Origin of the sequence: Stenotrophomonas sp. BIO128-Bstrain (genome assembly GCF_030128875.1) — a bacterium.
In the GTDB taxonomy this organism is placed as follows: Bacteria; Pseudomonadota; Gammaproteobacteria; order Xanthomonadales; family Xanthomonadaceae; genus Stenotrophomonas; species Stenotrophomonas bentonitica_A.
The window spans coordinates 3821933-3845333 of sequence record NZ_CP124620.1 but is presented as its reverse complement, the minus strand read 5'-3'; the positions used below and the strand labels follow the sequence as shown (position 1 = coordinate 3845333).

Here is a 23401-nt window from a genome sequence, read left to right as displayed (position 1 = left end):
TGGCAGCGACGGATCACAGCGTGACCTGCCCCTCGATGCAGGTCACGCAGTCCCCGCCGATCCACAGTGCTTCGCCCACGCGCTCTACCCGCAGCCGCCCAGCACGGCCCATGGCGGTGCCCTGGCTGATCACATAGCGCTCCGGCGCCTCGCCGGTGCTCAGCAGCCAGCGCGCGATGCCGGCATTGAGGCTGCCGGTGGCCGGGTCCTCCGGTGCGCCGTCACCGGCAATGAAGGCGCGGCTTTCGTACTGGGCCTCGTCGCCATCGTCGGCCTGCCACGGCCCGAACACGCCGACCTTCAGCCCCTGCAGCTGCGCGTAATCCGGCTGGATCGCCAGCACCGCGGCGCGGTCACGCAGGCGCAGGGCCAGCCAGCCGGTACCGTTGTCCGCCCAGCGCGCGTCCACCACGTCCTGCGTTGCCACGCCGAGCCCGCGTCGCACCTGTTCACGCAGGTCCGGCGCCAATGCGTCGCCCCGCAGCAGCGGCGGCGCCAGGAACGCCAGGCCCGCCGCGCTGCGGCGGATCCGCACCAGGCCGATGCCGCACTCCTGCACGATCTCTTCGCCCTTGGGCACGCCGCCATGGGCCAGCCAGGCATGACAGCTGCCCAGCGTGGGATGCCCGGCGAACGGGAGTTCTTCCAGCGTGGTGAAGATGCGCACGCGATAGTCCGCCTGCGGATCGGTAGGCGGCAGCAGGAAGGTGGTCTCGCTCAGGTTGGTCCAGTGCGCGAACGCGGCCATGCGCGTGTCGTCGATGCTCTCGGCATCAAGCACCACGGCCAGCGGATTGCCGCGCAGGGGATCCCGGCTGAAGACATTGACCTGTTGGAACGGCAGCGTAGGCATGGCGGAACGTCGGTAACCGGGTGGAACGCGCATGATGCGCGCTACCGCGGCGTCGGGTCGAGCGGTGCGCCCGCCGCGCCCTAGGCCGCGTCGGTTTCCATCACCTGCACGCGGCGCTGGTACCAGCCATCGGCCTCGGGTTCGAAGATGGCACTACGGGTCATCTCGCCCTGATAGACGTGCACCGAGATCGCCAGCTCCGCATCGCTGGTATTGCGGATGGTGTGGTACTCGTGCGGCGGGATCAGGCTGCCGGCGCTGCCACAATCGCCCACCACGGCTGCTTCGGGGCGGAAGCGAAACCGCTCGCCGTCACGCTCCAGCAGCTGGTACTGGGTGATTTCCAGCTGGCCCATCCACACGCCCTCCACGCACCACAGCCCGCTGTGGTCATGCAGCGGCGTGCCCTGCCCCGGCCCCCAGCTCATCGCCACGATGCTGTAGCCGTGCACGGGGCTGCGGTACAGCTCTCGGCGCGCGTAGTGGTCCTGGATGGGGCGATGCACGCAGGCCGGCAGCTGGATCCGGCTGTCGGCGATCGCCTCACGCAACGCCGAGCGCAGCGTGGTGGCGATCTGGTGCGCGTGCTCGTGCTGCACCGCATGGTCGACCGCGGCGATCAATCGATCGCGGCCATGGAACGGCGGAAACGGGTTGCATTGGTCTTGCATGCCCCGAGTCTAGGCGATCCCGGTGAACAACGTGTTTGACCTGGATCACATCCGTTTGCCCCACCATCTCCGACATACCCCGCCATTCGAAAGAAATCGTCGGGCTTGCCTATCGATCAGGGAATCAGCAGCGGCCGCAACGAGGGAACCTGACGGGCGAGTTCCTCGGTGACCAGCGTGGCGAACAGCGCCGCGCCGTCCGGGCCCAGATGGGTGTAATCAAAGGCGACCTTGGCCTGCCCCATGGGCTCGGTGGCGGCGTTGTTCTGCGCGACGGGTGCGCCAGCGACGGGCGCTGCGCCCACGGTCGTACCGCCCAGCGCCGCACTCACCTGCGCAGGCGTGGCGGCCGCCTGTGCCAGCGGCATCGAGGCTACCGGCCCAAGTGCCTGCACCACCGCGCGGCTGCGTGCGTGGAGGTCGACCAGCGGCACCTCCAGTTCCCGCGCAACAGTGCGCACGGCCTCGGCCCACGGGGCCAGATCATCGATCAGCACGCCGTCGGCGAACTGGCGGCGGGTCAACGGGGTCAGCAGCACCGGCTGTGCACCGGCGGCGCGGACCTCGCGCACGTAGCGGCGCAGATTGTCCGGGAACTCGCGCTGCAGATCGGTGGAGCGGCCCGGCTTGCCTGGCTGGTCGTTGTGGCCGAACTGGATCAGTACCCAGGTCTGCGCATAGCCCGGCATGCGCATCTCCGCCTCGGCCAGCGCCCACGAGCCTTCGGCACGGTAGTTGTAGGTGCTGCGGCCGCCGCGGGCGAGGTTGGTGCAGGTCAGGAACGAGGTCACGTGCCGTGCGCAGAACGCCGGCCCCCAGCCGCCCTGCACGGCCGTGGTGGAATCGCCGACCAGCACGATCTTGCTGGCGCGGATCGGGGTCGGTGCCGGGCGGTCCATCACCGCCGGATCCACGGCGGCCTGCGCCGCGCTCATCAGGGCGAACAGTGCGCTGCCGAGCAGCCAGGACGTACACCGCATTGGTCTTTCTCCGTTCAATGAAATGGATACTGATCGTGGAATGCAACACGTCGGCGACCTGCCGGTATTTGTCGTCTAAAGCGTCACCTCGTGGGCACGTCCCAGCGAGCAACGCCAGTGGTCGCGGCAGTCGCACGGCCGCAACGCGCTAGTATCGCCACTGAAACGGTCCTCCCCCGTCAGCTGACGCTGCCACTTCTCAGTGATGAAAAATAGCGACATTGCAACGATCAAGGCGATGCTTCATAGCAGGACGCGTATCTGGATCAACGTCGACTACCTAGAATCAGGTGAACCGGCGCATCAGGAGTTCTTTCTCATGCTGAGTGGCGACCGGTACAATCTGGGCTTGGACCGCTACTTGGAAAAGTACGAGGACGCCGTCGATCTATACTCACTTCATCTGCGAATGAGCTTTGACGAACTCACCGCGGCCGTCGACTACGCTGTCCAACACCTCGGTATCCAAAAGAGCGACCTCCTTCGAGCGCGCAAAGTCACCTATGACCTTCGCCCCGGCTGGCCGTAGGCCGTTGGAAGACGCTGTCGAGTGGCATACGCATCAGAATGTGCCTCGTTGGATGAAGGGGGCCTGCTGATAGAGACGACGCTCGCCACCGCGCGGGTCGTCGGCCTGCTGTGAGGTGGCATCGAACAGCATCGTTTCGCGGCGGTTGATCGAATAGGTCTGCCAGCGTGGCAGTCCGCCATGATTCGGATCGCCATGGCGGGCGAAGGCGATCAGGGCCTCGCTCATCGTGGCCGCCACGCGGCTGGCTTCCTCGCCGTTGCCGGTGCGCGAACCGGGGCGGTCGATGTTGTCGAACACCAGCGGGATATCCAGGGTGTGGAACGCACCGAACCTGCCGCCGTCCAGCGGCGAGCTCCAATCGAGTTGATAAGCCCAGGTGGGTGCGCCCTGGCGTGCACGCGCTTCCAGTTCCTCCACCGCACCGCGCCATGAACGACCGGCGGTGGTGGCGGCGAAGAACACCTCCGAAGGCGTGTAGTGCGGATACAGGCGGCGGTACTCGGCGATCACCACCGAGGGCAGCAGGTCCACGTACTGCTCTTTTTCCAGCTTGGCCGGCAGCGTCTCCCAGGTCAGGGCGAAGTTGGCCGGGTCGTTGCCGAGGAAGGCGCGGGTTTCATCGTGGGTGTTGCCGATCACCATCGGGATTCCGGCGGACTGTGCCGGCGCCTCCGGCCAGAACGGATGCACCGGCAGCGAGCGACCGTCCAGCACGGGGCCCACGTACAGGCTGCTGTTCTCCACGCGCGAGGGATCGCGTGCACGGGTGGCGGCCAGCAGCGCTTCCATCGGCATCGTGCGCAGCGCCTCGGCATCGGCCGCCCCCACGGCCTGCATCGCGATCTGCGCGCGCTGGGTGGCCGCACGCGGGCCGGCAGCGGTGACCTGCTGCCCGCTCATCGTCCACGCGCGCTGGAACAGGCCGCGTGCGGCCGGCATCGCCATCAGCGTGGCGATCTTCGCCCCGCCACCGGATTGGCCGACCACGGTGATGTTGCCCGCATCGCCACCGAACTCCGGCGCGTGCTGGCGTACCCACTGCAGCGCCTGGACCAGATCGAGCTGGCCGACATTGCCCGAATCGGCGAAGCGCGCATCGCCCAGCTGCGCCAGGTACAGGTAACCGAACACGTTGAGCCGATGGTTGACCGTGACCACGACCACGTCGCCACGCCGGCACAACGCGCTGCCGTCATACAGCGGGTCGCTGCCCGAGCCGTTGTTGTAGGCACCGCCATGGATATAGAACACGATCGGCCGCTTGCCGCCGTCGCGCAGCGCCGGGGTCCACACGTTGAGGTAGAGGCAGTCCTCGCTGCCCGGCCCTTCGTTACCGCCCTGCGGCGCGGCATTGCCGTACGCCAGTGCATCACGCACGCCACGCCAGGCCGATTCCTGCACGGCCGGCTGGAAGCGTCGTGGCGCGGTATCGGCGCCGTAGGGAATGCCGCGGAACACATTCACGCCCTGCTCGAGCTGCCCGCGCAGGCGCCCGCTGCGTACACGCGCCAGCGGCGCGGCATCGTGGCGCGGGCCGGGCACCCCGGCAAAGGCCGGCAACAGCGGCAGGCTGGTAGCACCGAGCATGAGTGCGTAGCGCGCACTGTCGCGCAGGAAACGACGCCGTTGAAGATCGGCGGGGGTATCAGTCATGGCGCGCGGGCTCCGTGTGGCGCGAGGGGATCCAGCGCAGGGCCAGCTCGGGCCACTGCGCGGCGGTCAAACCGGCCGGGATGCGCACGCCGAAGCCGTGGCCGCCGAACGGGAACAGATGCATTTCGGTGGCGACGCCGGCGCGCCGCAGCGCCTGGTAATACACCAGGCTGTTGTCGACCGAGACCACGGTGTCGTCCTGCGCATGCACCAGGAAGGTCGGCGGCGTATCGGTGCGGACCTGCTCCTGCATCGAGAACCGTGCCTGCAGCGCGGCATCGGGGTGCGGGCCAAGCAGGCGCGCACGCGAGCCGGTATGCGCGTGCGCGCCCATGTCGATCACCGGGTAGATCAGCAAAGCGACATCCGGGCGTGCGCTGAGCGCATCGATGGCATCGCGATGGGGATAGACCGGTGCATCGAAGCCATTGCTCAGCCGTGCCGCGACGTGGCCGCCGGCCGAAAACCCCATTACCCCGACGCGCTGCGGATCGATCTGCCAGCGCGAAGCATCCGCGCGGATCACCCGCATCGCGCGCTGCGCATCGGCCAGGGCGGCCTGGCGATCACTGCGGCCGGCGGGCAGCCGGTAGCGCAGCACGAACAGGGTCACCCCGCCCTGCTCGACGAACGCCGGCACCAGGGCAGTGCCTTCCTTGTCGAGCACGATGCGCTGGTAGCCGCCGCCAGGCACCACCAGCAACGCGCTGCCGTTCGGGCGCGGTGGCCGGTACACCACCAGGTAGGGCGCACTGACGTTGTCGATGTAGCGATCCGGCAGGGCGGGATCATGGCTGCGCTCCACCACGTTGGGCACGCTGGCCGGGCCGGCTTCGCCCGGCACCTCGCCCGCCGGCCACAACGCGATCCGGTCCGCCGCGCCAGCGGCCGGCTCGGTGTCCGGCACGGCATGCTCGGCTGCGCGCGCGAGGCCGCAGGCCAGCAGCAAGAAAGGGAACAATGACAACACTAGGGGGCGGCGCATCGGCGGACGTCCTTCCGGCAGGGGAACAGGCATCGTGCCTGACCGGCAGCCGTTCTGATGCGCTGCACATTGCCAATGACACCGGTTTACCATATACAGCACATCCAACCGCTGTCGATTGGCAGTGCAACAATTTTTCCGGGAGACCCGCTTGAGCAACGACCACGGCAAACAGGACCTGCCCGACCAAGGGTTGGGCGAGATCGCCCGGCACTTCGTCAACGCCCGCCAACACGGCCAATCCCTGCCGGATTTCCCGGGCACCATCCCGGAAGACCTCGTCACCGCCTACCAGGTACAGGACCAGGCCATCGCGCTGTGGGACGACCAGGTGGTCGGCTGGAAGGTGGGCTACATCGCCGCCGAGCGCCGCGATGTCTCCGGCGACGACCGGCTGCTGGGCCCGATCTTCTCGCGTCAGCTCTGGAATGCTACCGGTGGAACAGTAGAGATTCCGGTGTTCGTCGGGGGCTTCGGCGCGGTCGAGGCCGAGTACGTGATCCAGCTGCAGGAAGACGCCCCGGCGGACAAGCTGCAGTGGACTCCGGAAGAAGCCGAGGCCCTGGCCGCCAAGCTCTTCATCGGCGTTGAAGTGGCCAGCAGCCCGCTGGCGACCATCAACAAGCTCGGTCCGCGCGTGGTGGTGTCGGACTTCGGCAACAACAATGGCCTGGTGCTGGGCCCGGAAATCCCGGACTGGACCCGCCTGGACGATGCCGACCTGCGTGCGGAAACCCGCATCGAGGGCGAGGTGGTCGGCACCGGTGGCGCGACCCTGCTGCCCGGTGGCCTGCGTACCGCCTATGCCTTCGCCCTGGGCCGCTCGGCGCAGCGTGGGCGGCCGTTGAAGGCCGGCGACCTGATCGCCAGTGGCAACGCTACCGGCATCCACGACATCGCCGTGGGCCAGCAAGCATTGATCCGTTTCGTCGGCTACGGCGACATTACCTGCAAGGCCATCGCCGCCGGGTAACCGCGCGGACATGGCGAGCACGCTTGGGAGGGCGCAGATGTTCACTCGCAGAAGTTTCCTGGCCACCAGTCTGGGCGCGCTCGCCGCGCCCGCGCTGACGGCTTGTTCGCGGTCGTCCAACGCCGCACCGGCTGGTGCGCAGTTGCTGACCGCCACCGACGTCCACGTCGCCGACTACCCCACCGTCACGGCGGTGAAATGGATCGGGAAGACGCTGGAAGAAAAAACCGGCGGCCGGCTGCGCCTGCGCCAGTACCACTCCGGCCAGCTCGGCCGCGAGTCCGAGGCGATCGACATGGCCCGCTTCGGCGCCATCGACATCACCCGCGTCTACTCCGGCGCGCTCAACAACGCATTTCCGCTGACCCAGGGCCTGTGCCTGCCGTACGTGTTCGAGTCGGTGGCGCACATGCGCCGCGCCCTCGATGGTGGCGTTGCCGATACGGTCCTGCAGGGCTTTGAAACCCGCGATCTGGTCGGCCTGGCCATCTACGACTCCGGCGCGCGCTGCTTCTACAACACCAAGCATCCGATCGTGGAACCCAAGGACCTGCATGGCCTGAAGCTGCGCGTGGCGTCTTCGGACATCTTCATCCAGTTGATGCGCCTGCTCGGTGCCAACCCCACCCCGATGTCGCTGGGCGATACGTTCTCGGGCATGGAAACGCACATGATCGACGGTGCGGAAAACAACATGCGCAGCTTCCACTCCAGCCGCCACTTCGAGGCCGCGCACTACTGGTCGCAGAGCGATCATTCCTACGCGCCGGACGTGCTGCTGATGTCGCGCCAGAGCTTCGATGCGCTGAGCCCGGCCGACCGCACCCTGGTGATCGAGACCGCACGCGAGTCGGTGCAGGTGATGCGCGAGCAGTGGGATGCCTCGGAAAACACCGCCCGCCAGGCCGTGGCCGACTTCGGCATCAAGTTCAACGAGGTCGACATGCCGGCCTTCCGCAAGGCCGCCGACCCGCTGCTGCAGCGTTACCTGCAGCAGCCGGAGCTGGCCGCCCTCACCCGTCGCATCCGCGACTTCGCCTGAGGCCCCGACGCGATGTCCGACTCGACTTCCGAAACCGTCATCACCCCGACCGCGCCGCAGCGCCTGCTCAACGTCATCGCCGATGTGGCGATCTACATTGCCGTCATCGCCCTGCTGGGCCTGGTGGTGGTGCAGGGCTGGCAGGTGTTCGCCCGCTATGTGATCAATGATTCGCCCAGCTGGACCGAGCCGGTCACGCTGCTGCTGCTCGCCACCGCGATGAGCCTGGGCGCGGCCACCGGCGTGCATACCCGCCGCCATTTCGGCTTCTTCCTGCTCGCCGCGCACATGGGCCCGGGCCTGCGCCGCGCGGTCGATGTGTTCGCCGCGCTGGTGGTGGCCGTGCTGGGCGTGGTCATCGCCTGGTGGGCGGCCGTGCTGCTGATGGACGGCCTGGACATCAAGGCCGCCGGCGCCAACCTGCCGCAGAGCATCAACTACCTGCCCCTGTCGATCGGTGGCGCCTTGATGGCGATCTTCGCCGTGAACCAGATGGCGCTGGCTGTACGGCCGGCCGATGCCGTTGCCGAGGGAGATCGCTGAGTCATGGGTATCACCATTCTTTTCACCGTGTTCGCGGTGCTGTTGCTGCTCGGTGTGCCGGTCGCGTTCGCGCTCGCCGCCGCCGCCCTGGCTACCTTGTGGTACCTGGATCTGCCGACGCTGGTGCTGGTCCAGCAGATCTCGGCCGGTACCGGCTCGGCCTCGCTGATCGCCATTCCATTGTTCATCTTCGCCGGCGAAATCATGATGCGCGGCGGCATCTCCGAGCGCCTGATCTCGCTGGCGTCTTCGCTGGTCGGGCGCATGCGCGGCGGCCTGGGCCAGGTGTCGATCCTGTCCTCGCTGTTCTTCGGCGGTGTATCCGGTTCGGCCATCGCCGATGTCTCGGCGGTCGGCGGCACGATGATTCCGCAGATGGTCAAGCGCGGCTATGACCGTGACTTCGCGGTCAACGTCAGCATCACCGCCGCGCTGGTCGCGCTGCTGGTGCCGCCCTCGCACAACCTGATCCTGTTCTCGGCCGCGGCCGGGGGTGGCCTGTCGATCGCCGATCTGTTCGCGGCCGGCATCGTGCCGGCGCTGCTGATGACCGTCGCCCTGATGATCACCGGCTACGTGGTCGCGCGCCGTCGCGGCTATGGCGTGGAGATCTTCCCGGGCTGGCGCGCGGTGCTGCTGCGGCTGGTCTCGGCCCTGCCCGGCCTGGGCCTGGTCGCGCTGATCTTCATCGGTATCCGCGCCGGCATCTTCACCGCGGTGGAAAGCGCGGCGATCGCCGTGGTCTACGCGCTGCTGGTGACCACGGTGCTGTATCGCCAGCTGGACTGGCGCGAGTTCCTCGGCACGGTCACCCATGCCGCGCGCAGTACCGGCGTGATCCTGTTCGTGATCGCGACCGCGGCGGTGTTCGGCTGGCTGCTGGCCTATCTGGAAGTGCCGTCGGCGGCGGTCAATTTCCTGCAGTCGTTCGCGCACAGCCAGTTCATGGTGCTGTTGATGATCGTGATCATGCTGTTGCTGCTGGGCACCTTCATGGACCTGGCGCCGATGATCCTGATCTGCACGCCGATCTTCCTGCCGGTGGCCAAGGCCTACGGCATCGATCCGATCCACTTCGGCCTGGTGCTGGTGCTGACCGGTGGCCTGGGCCTGGTGACGCCGCCGGTGGGCTCGGTGCTGTTCATCGGTACCGCGATCGGCAAGATCAGCGTGGGTGAGAGCATGCGCTCGATCTGGCCGTTCTGGTTCGCTGCCCTCGGCGTGCTGCTGATCGTCACCTTCTTCCCGGAAATGTCGCTGTGGCTGCCCGCCCTGCTGCGCGCGTAAGCGTGCGGCGGCTGGCTGCCCTGCTGTGGGTCGCCCTGCCCTGCGCCGCCATGGCGCAGGGCCAGGACATCGCGCTGCGAGGCTTCCAGGACGGCATCAACCATTGGCAGAGCGGCCACGGCACGGACTACCCGCGCTATCGGCCCGATCAGTACCGGCAGATCGCCGACAACCTGGTCGCGCTGCAGCGGCACGGTGGTGGCTGGGCGGTCAACCAGGATCCCCAGCGGATCCTCGACGAGGCCGCCAGGGCCCAGGTATCGGCCGACCAGGCCACGCCCGGCGGCAGCTTCGACAACCGCAACATCTACACCCAGGTCAGCTACCTGGCCGAGGCCTTCGCGCGCAGCGGGGAGGCCCGCTATCGCGATGCGGCCGTGCGCGGCCTGGACTTCATCCTCGCCGAGCAGATTCCAACGTGTGGCGGCTGGCCGCACTCGGTGCCGTCGCGCACCTCCTACCATGGCCATATCACCTTCGCTGACGACGTCACCAGCGGTGTGCTGACCACGCTGCGGCGGGTGCAGCGCGAGCCGGTGTTCGGCTTCATCACGGCCGATCAGCGTGCCCGCGTGGACGCGGCCGTGACCGCCGGCGATGCCTGCCTGCTGCGCCTGCAGGTGCGCCAGGACGGTGTGCCGACGATCTGGGCCGGCCAGTACGACCGCACCACCCTGCAGCCCGCGCAGGGCCGGAAGTTCGAACTGCCGGCGCTGGTCACCGACGAGAGTGTCGGCGTGGTCCGCTACCTGATGTCGATCCCGGATCCATCGCCGGAGGTGGTCGCCTCGGTCAACGCCGCCATGGCGTGGTTCCAGGCGCACGCGCTGACCGGCTGGCGGCTGGAGACCTTCCAGACCACGCCGGAACAGTTCCAGTTCCATCGCACCACGGTGGATCGCCGCCTGGTCGCCGATACGGATGCCCCACTGCTGTGGGGGCGCTTCCATGACCTGCGCGACAGTTCGGTGGTGCTGGCCAACCGGGAGGGCGAACGCGTGGCCACCTTCGATCAGATTCCGCGCGAGCGCCGCACCGGCTACCACTGGTACGGCACCTGGCCGCAGGCCCTGATCACCACCGAGTACCCACGCTGGCAACAGCGTCTTGCCGGGCCCGGGGCGCGCTGAGCGCGGCCGGCCCACGATACGTTCAAGGGAGAGAGACGATGCACTTGAGGAAGACCCTGGCGAGCTTCGCCACCGCCTGCCTGCTGCTGGCCGGCGCCGGACACGCCGCCGAGCCGGCCACCGCCTGGAAGCGCGGGATCGAGAACCAGCGCCAGGCCGACCTGGGCAACGGTACCTTCCTCAACCCGGTGTTCGCCGGCGACCGTCCGGACCCGTCCGTGCTCAAGGATGGCGACGACTATTACCTCACCCTGTCCTCGTTCGATGCATACCCCGGCCTGCCGATCTGGCACTCGCGCGACCTGGTCAACTGGCAGCCGCTGGGCCATGCGATCACCAAGAACGTGGGGGCGATCTGGGCCCCGGATATCGTCAAGCACGGCAGCCGCTACTACATCTACTTCCCCGCCCGCACCGGCGAGACCCGCAGCAACTTCGTGGTCTGGGCCGACAACATCAAGGGCCCGTGGAGCGAGCCGATCGACATCGGCCTGGGCAGCTACATCGATCCCGGCCATGCGGTGGGCGAAGACGGCAAGCGCTACCTGTTCCTCAGCGGCGGCGACTATGTGCAGCTGGCCGACGACGGTCTGAGCGTGGTCGGCACGCCCAAGCACGTCTACGACGGCTGGAAGTACCCGGAAAGCTGGGACGTGGAGGCCTATGCGCAGGAAGGCCCGAAGATCAATTTCCGCGATGGCTGGTACTACATGACCACCGCCGTGGGCGGCACCGCCGGCCCGCCCACCGGCCACATGGTGATCACCGCGCGCTCGCGCTCGATCCACGGCCCGTGGGTGAACGCGCCGAACAACCCGATCATGCGCACCCAGTCGGCCGCCGAGCCGTGGTGGTCGCGCGGCCACGCCACGGTGATCGAAGGTACCGACGGGCGCTGGTGGATGATGTATCACGGCTACGAAAACGGGTACTGGACGCTGGGGCGCCAGGCCCTGTTGGAGCCGATCGAATGGACCGCCGATGGCTGGTTCGTGGCCAAGGGCGGCGACCTCGGCCAGCCGCTGGCCATGCCTTCGGGCACATCGGTCGGCCAGCACGGCATGGCGTTGTCCGATGACTTCCGCGGCAAGACCCTCGGCGCACAGTGGTCGTTCTTCAACCCGGCCCAGGACGAGTACAAGCGCCTGGGCTTCACCGGCAAGGGCATGGTGCTGCAGGGCAAGGGCAGCACCCCGCGCGACAGCTCGCCGCTGACCGCCATCGCCGGCGACAAGGCCTACCAGTTCGAGGTGGAGATGGAGATTGCCCCGGGCGCGGTGGGCGGCGCCCTGCTCTTCTACAGCGACCGCCTGTACGTGGGCGTGGGCAGCAACGGCGAGAAGTTCATCATGCACCGCTACGGCGAGGAGCGCCCCACCCGGCTGGCCCCCAGCGCCACCGGTGGCACGCTGTGGCTGCGGGTGACCAACAACCGCCACATCGTGACCATCCACTCCAGCACCGATGGCAAAACCTGGCAGAAGTACCCGGTTCAGATGGAAGTCTCCGGCTACCATCACAATGTGGCGGGCAAGTTCCTGGCCCTGAAGCCGGCGATCTATGCTGCCGGTGACGGCAAGGTCCAGTTCCGGAACTTCCGCTACCGCGCCCTTGATTGAGCTCCCCGCTAGAATCCCCTGACTCATCCCCGGTTTGAACGACATGTCATTGCGCAGCAAAACCGATCCGTCGCCGCACGGATTGACCAAAGGCAAGGCCGCCACGATCAACGACATCGCGCGTCTGTCCGGGGTATCGAAGAAGACCGTTTCGCGGATCATCAACAACTCGCCGCTGGTGCGCAAGGACACGCGCGAGAAGGTCGAGGCGCTGATGCGCGAGGTCGGTTACACGCCGGACCCGCTGGCCCGGGGGCTGGCGTTCCGGCGCTCGTTCCTGATCGGCATGGTGTACGACAACCCGACCGCGCAATACATCGTGGACATGCAGTACGGCGCGCTGGACGCGCTGCGCGGCTCCAGTTTCGAACTGGTCGTGCACCCCTGCGATTCCCGCAGCCCCGGCTACATCGAGGGGGTGCGCCGCTTCGTGCAGCAGCAGAAGCTGCACGGCGTGATCCTGGTGCCGCGTGCCTCCGAAGACCAGGCGCTGGTGGACATGCTCGATGAGATCGGCTGCCGCTTCACCCGGATCGCCTCGCTGCCGCTGGATGACACCTCGCAGATGGTGGTCACCCACGATCGCGACGGCGCGGCCGAAGCTGCCGATTACCTGCTTTCCCTGGGCCACCGCGACATCGCCCTGGTGACCGGCCCGAGCGCGTACCGCTCGGCGCACGAACGCACCGCCGGCTTCATCGATGCGCTGGCCAAGCGCGGCATCGAGCTGCCCCCCGCTCGCATCGTCGAGGCCGGCTACACCTTCGAATCCGGCGTGGCCGCGGCCGAAAAGCTGCTGCTGGGCAAGCAGCGCCCGACCGCCATCTTCACCGGCAACGATGAAATGGCCGCCGGTATCTACAAGGTCGCCCTGCGGGCGGGCATCAACATTCCGCGCCAGCTGTCGATCATCGGCTACGACGACAGCCCGCTGGCGTCGCGCCTGTGGCCGTCGCTGACCTCGGTGCGCCGCCACACGCGCGACACCGGCCGCACCGCCGCGGCCATGCTGATCCAGCCCGATGGCCAGGCGGTGATGCAGCACGCCAGCGTGCGCCCGCACCTGATCGTGCGCGACTCCTGCCAGCCCCCCGAGGATTGACGCGTGCCGCGATGGCAACGACGTGCGTTCATGATGAACGCGTCGCCACGCACCCGTGCCATCCGTTGCCGATCGCACGGCTTTTCTGACATGGACACCACGCCGGGCCCGCCCCGGTCTATCGTGCGCTGCAAAATGACACCGGTTTACCAAATCGCTACAATCACTTGAAATCGCGCCGGGGCCGACGCATCGCCCCACCCCTGCTCTGGAGACGCCATGTACTGCAAGACCCACTACGCCACCCATCCCGACGCCATCAAGGGCGCCAGCAATGACGACCTGCGCGAGCTGTATCTGCTCGACGGTCTGTTCAACGCCGATGCGGTGACCCTGAAGTACACCCATTACGAGCGCTTCGTGCTCGGCGGTGCGGCCCCGGTCAACGGCCCGGTCTCGCTGCCCAAGCAGACCGAGCCGGCCTCGGCTGCCGGCCACGCGTTCCTGGAGCGCCGCGAGCTGGGCGTGATCAACGTCGGCGCCGGCAGCGGCACCGTCACCGTGGACGGCACCGTGTTCACGCTGGGTCCGAAGGACGGCCTGTACGTGGCCATGGGCAGCACGGAGGTGGTGTTCGCTTCCGATGACGCGGCCAACCCGGCGCAGTTCTACCTGGCCTCGACCCCGGCGCATGCGCGCTTCGAGACCAAGGCGCTGTCGATCAAGGACGCCGTGGCACTGGACCGTGGCGCGCTGGAAACCAGCAACGAACGCACCATCTACCAGTACATCGTGCCGGCCACCTGCCAGTCCTCGCAGCTGCTGCTGGGCCTGACCGTGCTCAAGCCGGGCAGCGTCTGGAACACGATGCCGCCGCACCTGCACGACCGCCGCAGCGAAGTCTATTTCTACTTCGACCTGGGCCAGAACGACCGCGTGTACCACTTCATGGGCGAGCCGGACGCGCAGCGCCACATCGTCATCCAGAACAACGAAGCCGTCGTCTCGCCGCCGTGGTCGATCCACATGGGCGCCGGCACCAGCAACTACGCCTTCATCTGGGCGATGGGCGGCGAGAACCTGGATTACACCGATATGCACGTGCTGGACATCTGCCAGCTGAAGTAACCCCGACACGCCGCCGGCATCGCGCTGGCGGCGTCTGTTATGCATTGGACAAGGACCACATACGCAATGGCTAATCCGTTCAGTCTGGAAGGCAAGGTCGCCCTCGTCACCGGTGGCAACACCGGCCTGGGCCAGGGCATCGCGGTCGCATTGGCGCAGGCCGGTGCCGACGTCGCCGTGGCCGGCATCGCGCCGCCCACCGAAACCATCGCCAAGATCACCGCCCTGGGTCGCCGCTGCCTGGCGATCGAAGCGAACCTGATCAGCATCGAGCCGGTCGAGCGCGTCATCCGCGAAACCATCGAAGGCCTGGGCGGCCTGGACATCCTGGTCAACAACGCCGGCCTGATCCGCCGCGCCGACGCGGTGGAGTTCAGCGAGCAGGACTGGGACGACGTGATGAGCGTCAACATCAAGTCCGCGTTCTTCATCTCGCAGGCCGCCGGCAAGCATTTCATCGCCCAGGGCCGCGGCAAGATCATCAACATCGCCTCGATGCTGTCCTTCCAGGGCGGTATCCGCGTGCCGTCGTACACCGCGAGCAAGAGCGGCATCGCCGGCATCACCCGCCTGCTCGCCAACGAATGGGCCAGCAAGGGCATCAACGTCAACGCGATCGCCCCGGGCTACATGGCGACCGACAACACCGCCGCACTGCGCGCCGATGAGGACCGCAACAAGTCCATCCTCGATCGCATCCCGGCCGCACGCTGGGGCACCCCGGAAGACCTCGGCGGCACCGCCGTGTTCCTGGCCTCCAGCGCCTCGGACTACGTCAACGGCGCGGTCCTGCCGGTCGACGGTGGTTGGCTCGCCCGGTAACACCCTCGCTACGCGCTGGCGCGCCCACGATCTGCGCTGCGGATCGTGGGCTCCGGTCGTGCCGGCCGCTGGCCGGCAGCTCTCCACCCAGGAGCATGACCATGTTGCGTTTGCTGTTGTCCCTGTCGTTCCTGCTCGCGGCCCCCAGCGCGCTGTGCGCCCCGCACCGTATCTTCATTGCCGGGGATTCCACCGCCGCCGAGTACGGCCCGGAGCGCGCGCCACAGGCCGGCTGGGGCCAGGCCTTGCAGAGCTATCTCGATCCCGCCGTGTGGGAGGTCCGCAACCATGCCAAGGGCGGCCGCAGCACGCGCAGCTTCATCGATGAGAAGCGCCTGGATGCGATCGCCGCCGAACTCCAACGTGGCGACGTGCTGCTGATCCAGTTCGGCCACAACGACGCCAAGTTTGAAGATCCCACCCGCTACGCTGATCCTGCCGTTGCCTACCCGCAGTTCCTGAAGCGCTACGTGCAGCTGGCCCGCGACAAGGGCGCCACGCCGGTGCTGATCACCCCGGTGGCGCGGCTGCTGTACGACTTCGGCTCGCTGCTGGATACGCATGGCGTGTACACCCAGGCCGTGAAAGCGCTGGCCAGCCGTGAGCAGGTCGCGCTGATCGACCTCAATGACAGCTCCACGCGCTGGATCCGCGGGCTGGGCGAGCAGGGTGCCAGGCCATATTTCATGTTCGTACCCGAGCAGAACAAGGCCGACGGCACGCACTTCAGCGTGGCCGGTGCGACGGCGGTGGCGTGCCTGGTGATGCGTGACTGGGTGGCGTTGCAGCCGGAACTCGCCTCGGCGCTGAAGCGCGATATCGACTGCGAGGTGCGCAGTGCAGGGCGGGGTGGTGAGGCCACCAAACCCTCGCGCGTGGTCCACGAGCGTGACATCGCGGTAACCCAGCCCGGCCCGCATGGTGGAGCGGGGCCGACCACGGCGTACCCGTTTTTCGCCGAGGACACGGACCTCCCGTTCGTGCTGCGCAAGCGCGTGCTGCACAAAGGCGCGGGGATCGGCCTGCATCCCCAGCACAAGGACGAGATCTACTACATCGTCAGCGGGCAGGGCAGCTACGTACTGGATGGGAAGCAGTACGACGTGGCGGCGGGGGATGCGCTGCTGACGAAAACGGGCAGTTCGCATGCGCTGCAGCAGGTGGGCGAGGAGGATCTGGTGGTGCTGCTGGCGTACCCGCGGTGATCGAAACCCAGCCGAGCACGGGCTCGGCGCTACACGGGCTGCGTTGCGCTGTAGCGCCGGGCCTACGCTCGGCCTGGCCCTACAAGGGCTCCGGGCCGAAGTGCTGCAGCCCCAGCCGCGCCAGGTCTTCCGGGCGCTCGAAATAGGCTTCGTCGAAGGCGTGCAGGGCGGCCTGCTCCTCATCGGTCATCGCGCCGTACAGGTCGGTCAGTTCCTTGATTTCCGGGTCGTCCTCCAGCCGGTCCAGCAAGCCACGCATCCCTGCCAGGATCGCGTGGGTCTGCACCGCACCCATTGCCTGCAGCGCGCGCAGCGCCAGCTGGCAGGTCGGGTCGCCCCAGTTGCACAGGAACTGCATGAAGCCCCCGTTGTTGATGTCCGCCTCCATGCGCCACAGCGCGACCAGGTGCTGGTCTACATCGGACAGCGCATCCAGCGCCCATCCGGCCGATTTCAGCCGCGCCAGGGCCGCCTCGTAGCGGTCGTCCCACACCTGGTTCGGCACATCGACCACGCCCTCCTTGCGCGCGGGAAGCAGTGCCGGCCAGTTCACGCCCAGCCCATCGGGCGTGAGCACCCACTGCGCGCGCTGCAGGGCATCGGCCTCGTGCAGCGCAGGTGCCCAACGTAAGGGTTGCCGGGTGCGCCGGCCATCGGCGAGGGCCAGCAGGACGAAGTCGTCGTCGAAATCGACGGTGGCCACGCGCAGGGAAGCGAAAACATCGGTCATGCGGGTCAGGATACCGGACCGGCCAGCGCGCTCACACGTCGCCGCCGTCTTCCCAGCCTTCGCCCGTGCCCTTCTGGAATACGCGGTCACCGTCCTGCACCTCACCGGCCGGCAGATGGTCCTTCGCCTCCAGCCCGGCATAGATCGGGGTGAAGTCCGGCGCGGTGGCCTGCATCAACTGCTCGAAGCTGTCGATGACGAAGTAGGTCTTCTGGAAGGTGTCGATCCGGTAGCGGGTGCGCATGATCCGCTCCAGATCGAAACCGATCCGGTTCGGTGCGGCCGACTCCAGCGAGTACAGCGATTCGCCCTTGGACGACACGATGCCGGCGCCGTAGATGCGCAGGCCCTCATCGGTGTTGATCAGCCCGAATTCCACCGTGTACCAGTACAGGCGGGTGAGGTGCTGCAGCGCCTCCGGGCCGATGGCATGTGCCTTGACGCCACCACGGCCGTACTCGGCCATGTAATCGGCGAACACCGGGTTCATCAGCAGGGGCACGTGCCCGAACAGGTCATGGAACATGTCCGGCTCGGCGATGTAGTCGATCTGGTCCGGGCGGCGGATCCACCAGGTGACCGGGAAACGGCGGTTGGCCAGGTGGTCGAAGAAATCCAGTTCCGGCAGCAGCCCCTCCACACCCACCAGGGTCCAGCCGGTGGCGGCGCCGAGCACCTCATTGAGCTGGTCGAAGCGCGGGATCATGTGCGCGCTCATGCCCATCTCGTCCTGCGCATGCAGGAACTCCTTGCTGGCGCGGCCGACCAGCAATTCGCGCTGGCGCTGGAACAGGGTGCTCCAGGTCGCGTGGTCGTCGGCGGTGTAGCTGTCCCAGGGCTGTTCCACGATAGCAGTGGTATAGACCGGCACGTATCCCTTGTCGGTCTGCTGGTGTTCGACGCGGCGGGGGGCGGTGGCGGTTTCCATCGTGGTGGTCTCCTGGGAAGTCATCTGTCGATGCTAGGGCAGGGCGCGCGCAAGAGGTTTGCAAAGTTGCGCGGATATGGCCTGTTGGCGCAATATCATTGCGTCCACATCATGTTGCGGGGCAGCAATGACCGGAGATGCCCAGTTCGACCGCACGGATCTGCGCTTGCTGGCGGAAATCCAGCAACACGGGCGTGCCACCAACGCCGAGCTCGCCGCCCGGGTCAACCTGTCTCCGTCGGCCTGCCTGCGGCGGGTCCAGCGGCTGGAAAGCGAGGGCGTGATTGCCGGGTATGGCGCCCGCCTTGAGCCGCGTCAGATCGGCCTGGGCCTGCAGGCCTTCGTCCGCGTGCAGCTGGAGAAACACGACCAGCACGCCATCGGCGTGTTCGCCGACAGCGTCGTGGAATGGGATGAGGTGGTGGCCTGCCACGCGCTCACCGGCGACATGGACTACCTGCTGCACATCTATGTGCGCGACCTGGAGCACTTCTCCAGCTTCCTGCTCGACAAACTGCTCAATGCCGCCGGCGTGGCCGACGTCAATTCCAGCTTCGTGCTGCGCACGGTCAAGGAATTCCGCGCGCTGCCGTTGTCGCAGCTGGAATGACGCCGATCGCCCTCGCGATCGCACGGTAGAGCCGACCGTTGGTCGGCTGCTCCAACCCCATGGCCCCGCGGCAACGTCGCTCGAACGGCAGCCGACCAACGGTCGGCTCTACCGGTGGCGGGGTTTCAGCCCTCGCACTTTTCCTTGCGCCCCATCAGCCGGCCCACGCGCGAAGGCGCATCGCACTTGGGCTTGGGCGGCGGCGGGGCGAGCGCGGCGGCACGCGCCTTCTGCAGCTGCTGGACCTTGGCGCGGATCTGCGGCATCGCCGCCATCGCGGCCTTCTCGCCTTCCAGGATCGCGTTGTTGCGCTGGCCGAAATCGGCCGCGCCGATGTCCAGCACCTTGGGCCGGATGATCACGTCCGCGCGTGCCAGTTCCTGCTCGCCCAGGCGCTGGCCCATGATCGAGATCGACTGGTTGACGATGCCGAGCATGCCGGTCGGCGCCTTGCCGCTGGCCTTGCTGGAGATGTCCACGGCGATCACGATGTCCGCGCCGAGCTGGCGCGCCGCATCGACCGGCACCGGGCTGACCACGCCGCCGTCGATGTAGTTGTACTTGCCGATCTTCACCGGCTCGAACACGCCGGGGATGCTGCTGGAGGCGCGCACGGCCTGGCCGACATTGCCACGCACGAACACGGTGCGCTCGCCGGTTTCCAACTGGGTGGCGACCGCGGCGAACGGCTTGCTCAGCTTCTCGGCGGGGCGGTTGTCGACCTGGGCGTTGACGTAGTCCTGCAGCTTCTGGCCCTGGACCAGGCCACCGGAGAACAGGCGCACGTCGCGGATGCTGGCTTCATCCAGGGCCACCGCCTTGGACTGCATCTGGAACGCGTCCATGCCGCTGGCATACAGCGCGCCGACCACGCTGCCGGCGCTGGTGCCGGATACCACCACCGGTTCGAAGCCGTTGGCCTCCAGCATCTTGATCACCCCGATATGGGCGAAGCCCTTGGCCGCGCCGCCGCCGAGCGCGATGCCGATCTTGACCGGCTTGGCCGGGGTCACCGGCACGGCCGCCGGCGGCGGGGTGGGGCGCACGGGATCACCGCCGCAACCGGCCAGCAGGCCGAGCAGGGCAACGGACAGCGTCAGGCGGGTACGGCGCAGTGAGGTCATCGGCGTGGCAACGTGAATGGGCATCGAGGGCCGCCAGCATACCGAAGCGCTGGCGGACCCGGCAGGGCGGCAGGGCAGGGCATTCAGGCGATGACCGGGGATGTCGGGACGCGATCGCCGTCACAACGCGCAGGCTCGGGAGCAGGTAATGAATAGCCGTTGTTTGCGGCTCTGTTGCTGTACTGCAACAATTGTCTGGTAGCGCCGGTCCACCACCCCTCCCAACACAGCCTAAACGCCATGTTCCCGAACCGCACTGCCCACGGCCGTTTCCCGTCCGTGCACCCGCTCGCTGTCGCGCTTGCCGCCCTGCTGCCATTGACGGCCGCAGCCCAGGACGCCCCCGCCACCAAGGATCCGGTTGCCCTCGATACGCTGCAGGTCACGGCGCAACGCCGCGTCGAAAACGCCAAGGACGTGCCGGTCTCGATCTCGGCCATCCAGGGTGAAAAGCTCGACGTGCTCGGTTCGGCCGGCGATGACATCCGCTTCCTGTCGGCGCGTGTGCCCAGCCTGAACATCGAATCGTCCTACGGCCGTGCCTTCCCGCGTTTCTACATCCGCGGCCTGGGCAACACCGATTTCGACCTCAATGCCTCGCAGCCGGTCTCGCTGGTGTATGACGATGTGGTGCAGGAAAGCCCGCTGCTGAAGGGCTTCCCGCTGTTCGACCTGGCCGGTGTTGAAGTGCTGCGCGGCCCGCAGGGCACGCTGTTCGGCCGCAACACGCCGGCCGGCGTGGTCAAGTTCGATTCGGCGCGTCCCTCGCAGGATGCCGACGGCTACATCAAAGTCGCCTACGGCAGCTACAACACCTGGAACACGCAGGGTGCTTACGGCGGCCCGCTGACCGACCGCTGGTCGGCACGCGTGTCCGCGCTGTACCAGCGCCGCGACGACTGGGTCACCAACACCCGCCAGGGCGCCCCGGCGCAGGGCTTCGAGGGGTATGACGAAGCCGCTGCCCGCGTGCAGTTCCTGTACGAAGGCGATGATGTCGAAGCGCTGTTCAACCTGCACAAGCGCAAGCTCAACGGCACCGCGCGCCTGTTCCGCGCCAACATCATCAAGCCGGGCACCAACCAGCTGGTCGAGAACTTCGACCGCGATGAAGTCTCCACCGATGGCCAGAACTTCTCCGACCTGGAAACCTGGGGCGGCAGCGCGCGCCTGAAGTGGGACCTGGGCCGCGTGACCCTGCACTCGATCACCGGTTACGAGACCGCCGAATCGCTGAACCACGGCGACATCGACGGCGGTTACGGTGCCAGCTTCCTGGGCGCCGGCAACTACGGTCCGGGCAACATCCCGTTCGCCTCCGAATCGGCCGATGGCCTGCCGCACCACCGCCAGTGGACCCAGGAATTCCGCGTGGAATCCAATGAGTGGGGCCGCTTCGACTGGCAGGCCGGCGTGTTCTACTTCGATGAAGACGTCACCATCGACAGCTTCAACTACGACTCGCTGACCCCGGGCAATCCGCAGACCGGCCACGCCGTGCAGCAGCAGCGCAACAAGGCGTGGGCGGCCTTCGCCTCCGGCGATTTCGACGTGACCGAGCGCTTCAAGCTGCGCGGTGGCGTGCGCTACACGCAGGACAGGAAGGACTTCAGCGCCAGCGTGCTGCAGGCCGTGCCGTTCGGTACGCCGGTCAGCGGCCCCTACATCGCCAAGACCGACGTCAACGACGTCAGCTGGGACCTGAGCGGCGTCTACCAGATCACCGACAACCTCAACGCCTATGCCCGCGTGGCGAAGGGCTTCCGCGCGCCGTCGATCCAGGGTCGCCTGGCCTTTGGTGGCGTCTCGCAGGCGGATTCGGAGAAGGTGATCTCGTATGAAGCCGGCATCAAGGCCGACCTGTTCGACCGCCGCGCACGCCTGGGCTTCAACGTGTTCCGCTACAACGTCGATGGCCAGCAGCTGATCGCCGTGGGTGGCAGCAACAACACCGCGACCCTGCTCAACGCGGACAAGACCATCGGCCAGGGCGCCGAGCTCGACTTCGAGGCCTACCTGACCGACCACGTCCTGCTGACCGTGGGCAGCAGCTACAACGACACCGAGATCAAGGACAAGGATCTGGCGGTGGCGATCTGTGGCGGCGGCTGCACCATCACCGACCCGACCACGGTCATCGATGGCGGCACCTACGCACTGGTCAACGGCAACCCGCTGCCGCAGGCGCCGAAGTGGATCCACAACCTGACCCTGCGCGCCGGCTTCCCGGTCAACGATGCCAGCGAGTTCTATGTCTACACCGACTGGGCTTACCGCAGCGAAGTGAACTTCTTCCTGTACGAGTCCCCGGAGTTCCGCAGCCGCTCCTCGCTGGAAGGTGGCCTGCGCCTGGGCTACAACTGGGATTACGGCCAGTACGACGTGGCCGTGTACGGCCGCAACCTGACCGACCAGGTCCGCGTGGTCGGTGCGATCGACTTCAACAACCTGACCGGCTTCCTCAACGAACCGCGCACGTTCGGCGTGGAGTTCACCGCGAAGTTCTGATGCACGACTTGCGGTAGGTGCCCACCGTGGGTGGGCACGCCCGTGAAAACGAAAACGGCGCGGAGAAATCCGCGCCGTTTTTTTTGTCATGCGCGGTAGAGCCGACCGTTGGTCGGCTGGCCTGCTTACAACGCGCTCGCCGGCCGCACCTTCAACACCGCTTCTTCGGCCGCGCAATCCCGCGCCGAATGCAGCCCTGCCTTGCGTGCCGCAGCGATCTCCTTGCGTGCCGCCAGCAGGTCACTGTTGAACGCAGCGTTGTCATGCAGGCGTGCCACGGCGGCAGCGCCCATGAAGCGGCCTTCCAGGATGTCGCTCTGCCAATGCACGTTGCAGACCAGGCGGCTCTCGCCATAGTTGCGGCCGCGTGCCTGGATCGCGTCGGCGCGGTCCGGGGCGATCTCCGAGAGGATCAGGGCCCAGGCCCAACCGATCGAGGTATGGCCGGACGGATAAGAACCATTGCCGCGCAGGTCCTTCTCGTCTTCCGGCGAGCAGGTCGGCTCTTTGTTGACCATGAACGGCCGTGCGCGCTGGTAGTGCTTCTTCGCCGTGCGGGTGGCCGCGCTGGCATCGATCCGGCTGCGTTCCAACAGACGGTACAGGGCGGGCGTCTTGACCGCATCCACGTCGACATCGATCGCGCAGGAGAACTGGTTGGCACCGGCCGGGAAGGCGAGCTCGGCGTCACGGTGGGCCTGCTCGAAGCGTGGGCTGCCGCGCAGGGCACGGGCTTCACGGCTGACCTGCTCATCCAGCGCGAAGCCGGCCGAGCCGGCCGCCGGCGGTGCCGGTACCAGTGCCAGGCTGTCCGGCACGGCGCTGCCCTGCAGGTAGCCGACCGCCTTGGTGGTGACCGACGCTTCCACCGCCGTGGTGTGCGGTGCCGCCGTTGACGAACAGCCGGCAAGGGCGGCGAGCAGGGCGGTCACCAGCATCGGGCGAACGGCAGCAGAGCGCGGGAACGACGACATCGACAGGTCTCGAAGAGGGGGAGCCGCATGATCGCAGCTTCATCCAGCCACGGGAGCGGCCG

Annotated in this window: 22 protein-coding genes; 13 read left to right on the top strand and 9 right to left on the bottom strand. The window is 67.4% G+C overall.

Going from position 1 to position 23401, the window contains the following annotated elements:
- Nucleotides 1-13: 13 nt before the first annotated feature.
- The 3 genes from POS15_RS17555 to POS15_RS17545 all read right to left on the bottom strand — a co-directional run bounded on the left by POS15_RS17555 (nucleotide 14) and on the right by POS15_RS17545 (nucleotide 2459).
- Nucleotides 14-853: a PhzF family phenazine biosynthesis protein gene (locus POS15_RS17555; protein ID WP_019184081.1), complete on the bottom strand. Its 840-nt coding sequence runs from the start codon at nucleotides 851-853 to the stop codon at nucleotides 14-16.
- Between the two features lie 80 nt (nucleotides 854-933).
- Nucleotides 934-1524: a cysteine dioxygenase family protein gene (locus tag POS15_RS17550; protein ID WP_284128580.1), complete on the bottom strand. Its 591-nt coding sequence runs from the start codon at nucleotides 1522-1524 to the stop codon at nucleotides 934-936.
- A 116-nt stretch (nucleotides 1525-1640) separates the two neighbouring features.
- Nucleotides 1641-2459 (bottom strand): rhamnogalacturonan acetylesterase, encoded by an 819-nt coding sequence (locus POS15_RS17545; RefSeq protein WP_284129665.1) that lies wholly within the window; start codon nucleotides 2457-2459, stop codon nucleotides 1641-1643.
- A 250-nt stretch (nucleotides 2460-2709) separates the two neighbouring features.
- Between POS15_RS17545 and POS15_RS17540 the strand changes: the two genes are divergently transcribed.
- Nucleotides 2710-3033 (top strand): hypothetical protein, encoded by a 324-nt coding sequence (locus tag POS15_RS17540; RefSeq protein WP_157267051.1) that lies wholly within the window; start codon nucleotides 2710-2712, stop codon nucleotides 3031-3033.
- A 33-nt stretch (nucleotides 3034-3066) separates the two neighbouring features.
- On the opposite strand, the gene POS15_RS17535 is transcribed toward POS15_RS17540, so the two are convergent.
- Together POS15_RS17535 and POS15_RS17530 are read right to left on the bottom strand one after the other, a co-directional pair.
- The gene (locus POS15_RS17535; RefSeq protein ID WP_284128579.1) at nucleotides 3067-4689 is read right to left on the bottom strand and encodes a carboxylesterase/lipase family protein; all 1623 of its coding nucleotides are present in this window, start codon (nucleotides 4687-4689) and stop codon (nucleotides 3067-3069) included.
- Nucleotides 4682-5674: an alpha/beta hydrolase gene (locus POS15_RS17530; protein ID WP_037553396.1), complete on the bottom strand. Its 993-nt coding sequence runs from the start codon at nucleotides 5672-5674 to the stop codon at nucleotides 4682-4684. Before POS15_RS17530 ends, POS15_RS17535 begins: the two co-directional genes overlap by 8 nt.
- A gap of 151 nt (nucleotides 5675-5825) precedes the next feature.
- Here POS15_RS17530 and POS15_RS17525 point away from each other — a divergent pair, with 151 nt between their 5' ends.
- From POS15_RS17525 to POS15_RS17480, 10 genes are all read left to right on the top strand, one after another.
- On the top strand, nucleotides 5826-6647 hold the full coding sequence (locus tag POS15_RS17525) for a hypothetical protein (RefSeq protein ID WP_019184088.1): 822 nt from the start codon (nucleotides 5826-5828) through the stop codon (nucleotides 6645-6647).
- A 37-nt stretch (nucleotides 6648-6684) separates the two neighbouring features.
- Entirely contained in the window at nucleotides 6685-7689 is a 1005-nt protein-coding gene (locus POS15_RS17520; RefSeq protein WP_026069922.1) for a TRAP transporter substrate-binding protein, read from the top strand.
- 12 nt (nucleotides 7690-7701) lie between these two features.
- Nucleotides 7702-8232 (top strand): TRAP transporter small permease, encoded by a 531-nt coding sequence (locus tag POS15_RS17515; RefSeq protein WP_019184090.1) that lies wholly within the window; start codon nucleotides 7702-7704, stop codon nucleotides 8230-8232.
- 3 nt (nucleotides 8233-8235) lie between these two features.
- On the top strand, nucleotides 8236-9519 hold the full coding sequence (locus POS15_RS17510; RefSeq protein WP_019184091.1) for a TRAP transporter large permease: 1284 nt from the start codon (nucleotides 8236-8238) through the stop codon (nucleotides 9517-9519).
- Nucleotides 9492-10649, top strand: a complete 1158-nt coding sequence (gene pelA, locus POS15_RS17505; protein WP_284128578.1) for a pectate lyase — start codon at nucleotides 9492-9494, stop codon at nucleotides 10647-10649. The genes POS15_RS17510 and pelA overlap by 28 nt, the downstream gene beginning before the upstream one ends.
- Nucleotides 10650-10687: 38 nt before the next feature.
- Nucleotides 10688-12268 carry a family 43 glycosylhydrolase gene (locus POS15_RS17500; protein WP_019184093.1) on the top strand — a complete coding sequence of 527 codons (1581 nt, stop codon included), beginning with the start codon at nucleotides 10688-10690 and terminating at the stop codon, nucleotides 12266-12268.
- A gap of 43 nt (nucleotides 12269-12311) precedes the next feature.
- Entirely contained in the window at nucleotides 12312-13370 is a 1059-nt protein-coding gene (locus POS15_RS17495) for a LacI family DNA-binding transcriptional regulator (protein ID WP_046274231.1), read from the top strand.
- Nucleotides 13371-13589: 219 nt separating this feature from the next.
- Nucleotides 13590-14438, top strand: a complete 849-nt coding sequence (gene kduI / locus POS15_RS17490) for a 5-dehydro-4-deoxy-D-glucuronate isomerase (RefSeq protein ID WP_070426314.1) — start codon at nucleotides 13590-13592, stop codon at nucleotides 14436-14438.
- Between the two features lie 66 nt (nucleotides 14439-14504).
- Complete coding sequence (gene kduD / locus POS15_RS17485; RefSeq protein WP_284128577.1) at nucleotides 14505-15260, top strand: 2-dehydro-3-deoxy-D-gluconate 5-dehydrogenase KduD; 756 nt, start codon at nucleotides 14505-14507, stop codon at nucleotides 15258-15260.
- Nucleotides 15261-15361: 101 nt separating this feature from the next.
- Nucleotides 15362-16465: a GDSL-type esterase/lipase family protein gene (locus tag POS15_RS17480; protein WP_284128576.1), complete on the top strand. Its 1104-nt coding sequence runs from the start codon at nucleotides 15362-15364 to the stop codon at nucleotides 16463-16465.
- A gap of 79 nt (nucleotides 16466-16544) precedes the next feature.
- On the opposite strand, the gene POS15_RS17475 is transcribed toward POS15_RS17480, so the two are convergent.
- Both POS15_RS17475 and phhA read right to left on the bottom strand, forming a co-directional pair.
- Entirely contained in the window at nucleotides 16545-17195 is a 651-nt protein-coding gene (locus POS15_RS17475; protein WP_284128575.1) for a DUF4375 domain-containing protein, read from the bottom strand.
- A 31-nt stretch (nucleotides 17196-17226) separates the two neighbouring features.
- Nucleotides 17227-18123 carry a phenylalanine 4-monooxygenase gene (gene phhA / locus POS15_RS17470; RefSeq protein WP_284129664.1) on the bottom strand — a complete coding sequence of 299 codons (897 nt, stop codon included), beginning with the start codon at nucleotides 18121-18123 and terminating at the stop codon, nucleotides 17227-17229.
- Nucleotides 18124-18250: 127 nt separating this feature from the next.
- Here phhA and POS15_RS17465 point away from each other — a divergent pair, with 127 nt between their 5' ends.
- The gene (locus POS15_RS17465) at nucleotides 18251-18733 is read left to right on the top strand and encodes an Lrp/AsnC family transcriptional regulator (RefSeq protein ID WP_019184100.1); all 483 of its coding nucleotides are present in this window, start codon (nucleotides 18251-18253) and stop codon (nucleotides 18731-18733) included.
- Between the two features lie 125 nt (nucleotides 18734-18858).
- On the opposite strand, the gene POS15_RS17460 is transcribed toward POS15_RS17465, so the two are convergent.
- On the bottom strand, nucleotides 18859-19857 hold the full coding sequence (locus POS15_RS17460) for a patatin-like phospholipase family protein (RefSeq protein WP_070472724.1): 999 nt from the start codon (nucleotides 19855-19857) through the stop codon (nucleotides 18859-18861).
- 240 nt (nucleotides 19858-20097) lie between these two features.
- Here POS15_RS17460 and POS15_RS17455 point away from each other — a divergent pair, with 240 nt between their 5' ends.
- Nucleotides 20098-22365 carry a TonB-dependent receptor gene (locus POS15_RS17455; protein ID WP_284128574.1) on the top strand — a complete coding sequence of 756 codons (2268 nt, stop codon included), beginning with the start codon at nucleotides 20098-20100 and terminating at the stop codon, nucleotides 22363-22365.
- Between the two features lie 125 nt (nucleotides 22366-22490).
- Here the strand turns inward: POS15_RS17455 and POS15_RS17450 are convergent, their stop codons facing one another.
- Complete coding sequence (locus POS15_RS17450; RefSeq protein WP_284128573.1) at nucleotides 22491-23339, bottom strand: phosphatase PAP2 family protein; 849 nt, start codon at nucleotides 23337-23339, stop codon at nucleotides 22491-22493.
- Nucleotides 23340-23401: the final 62 nt, after the last annotated feature.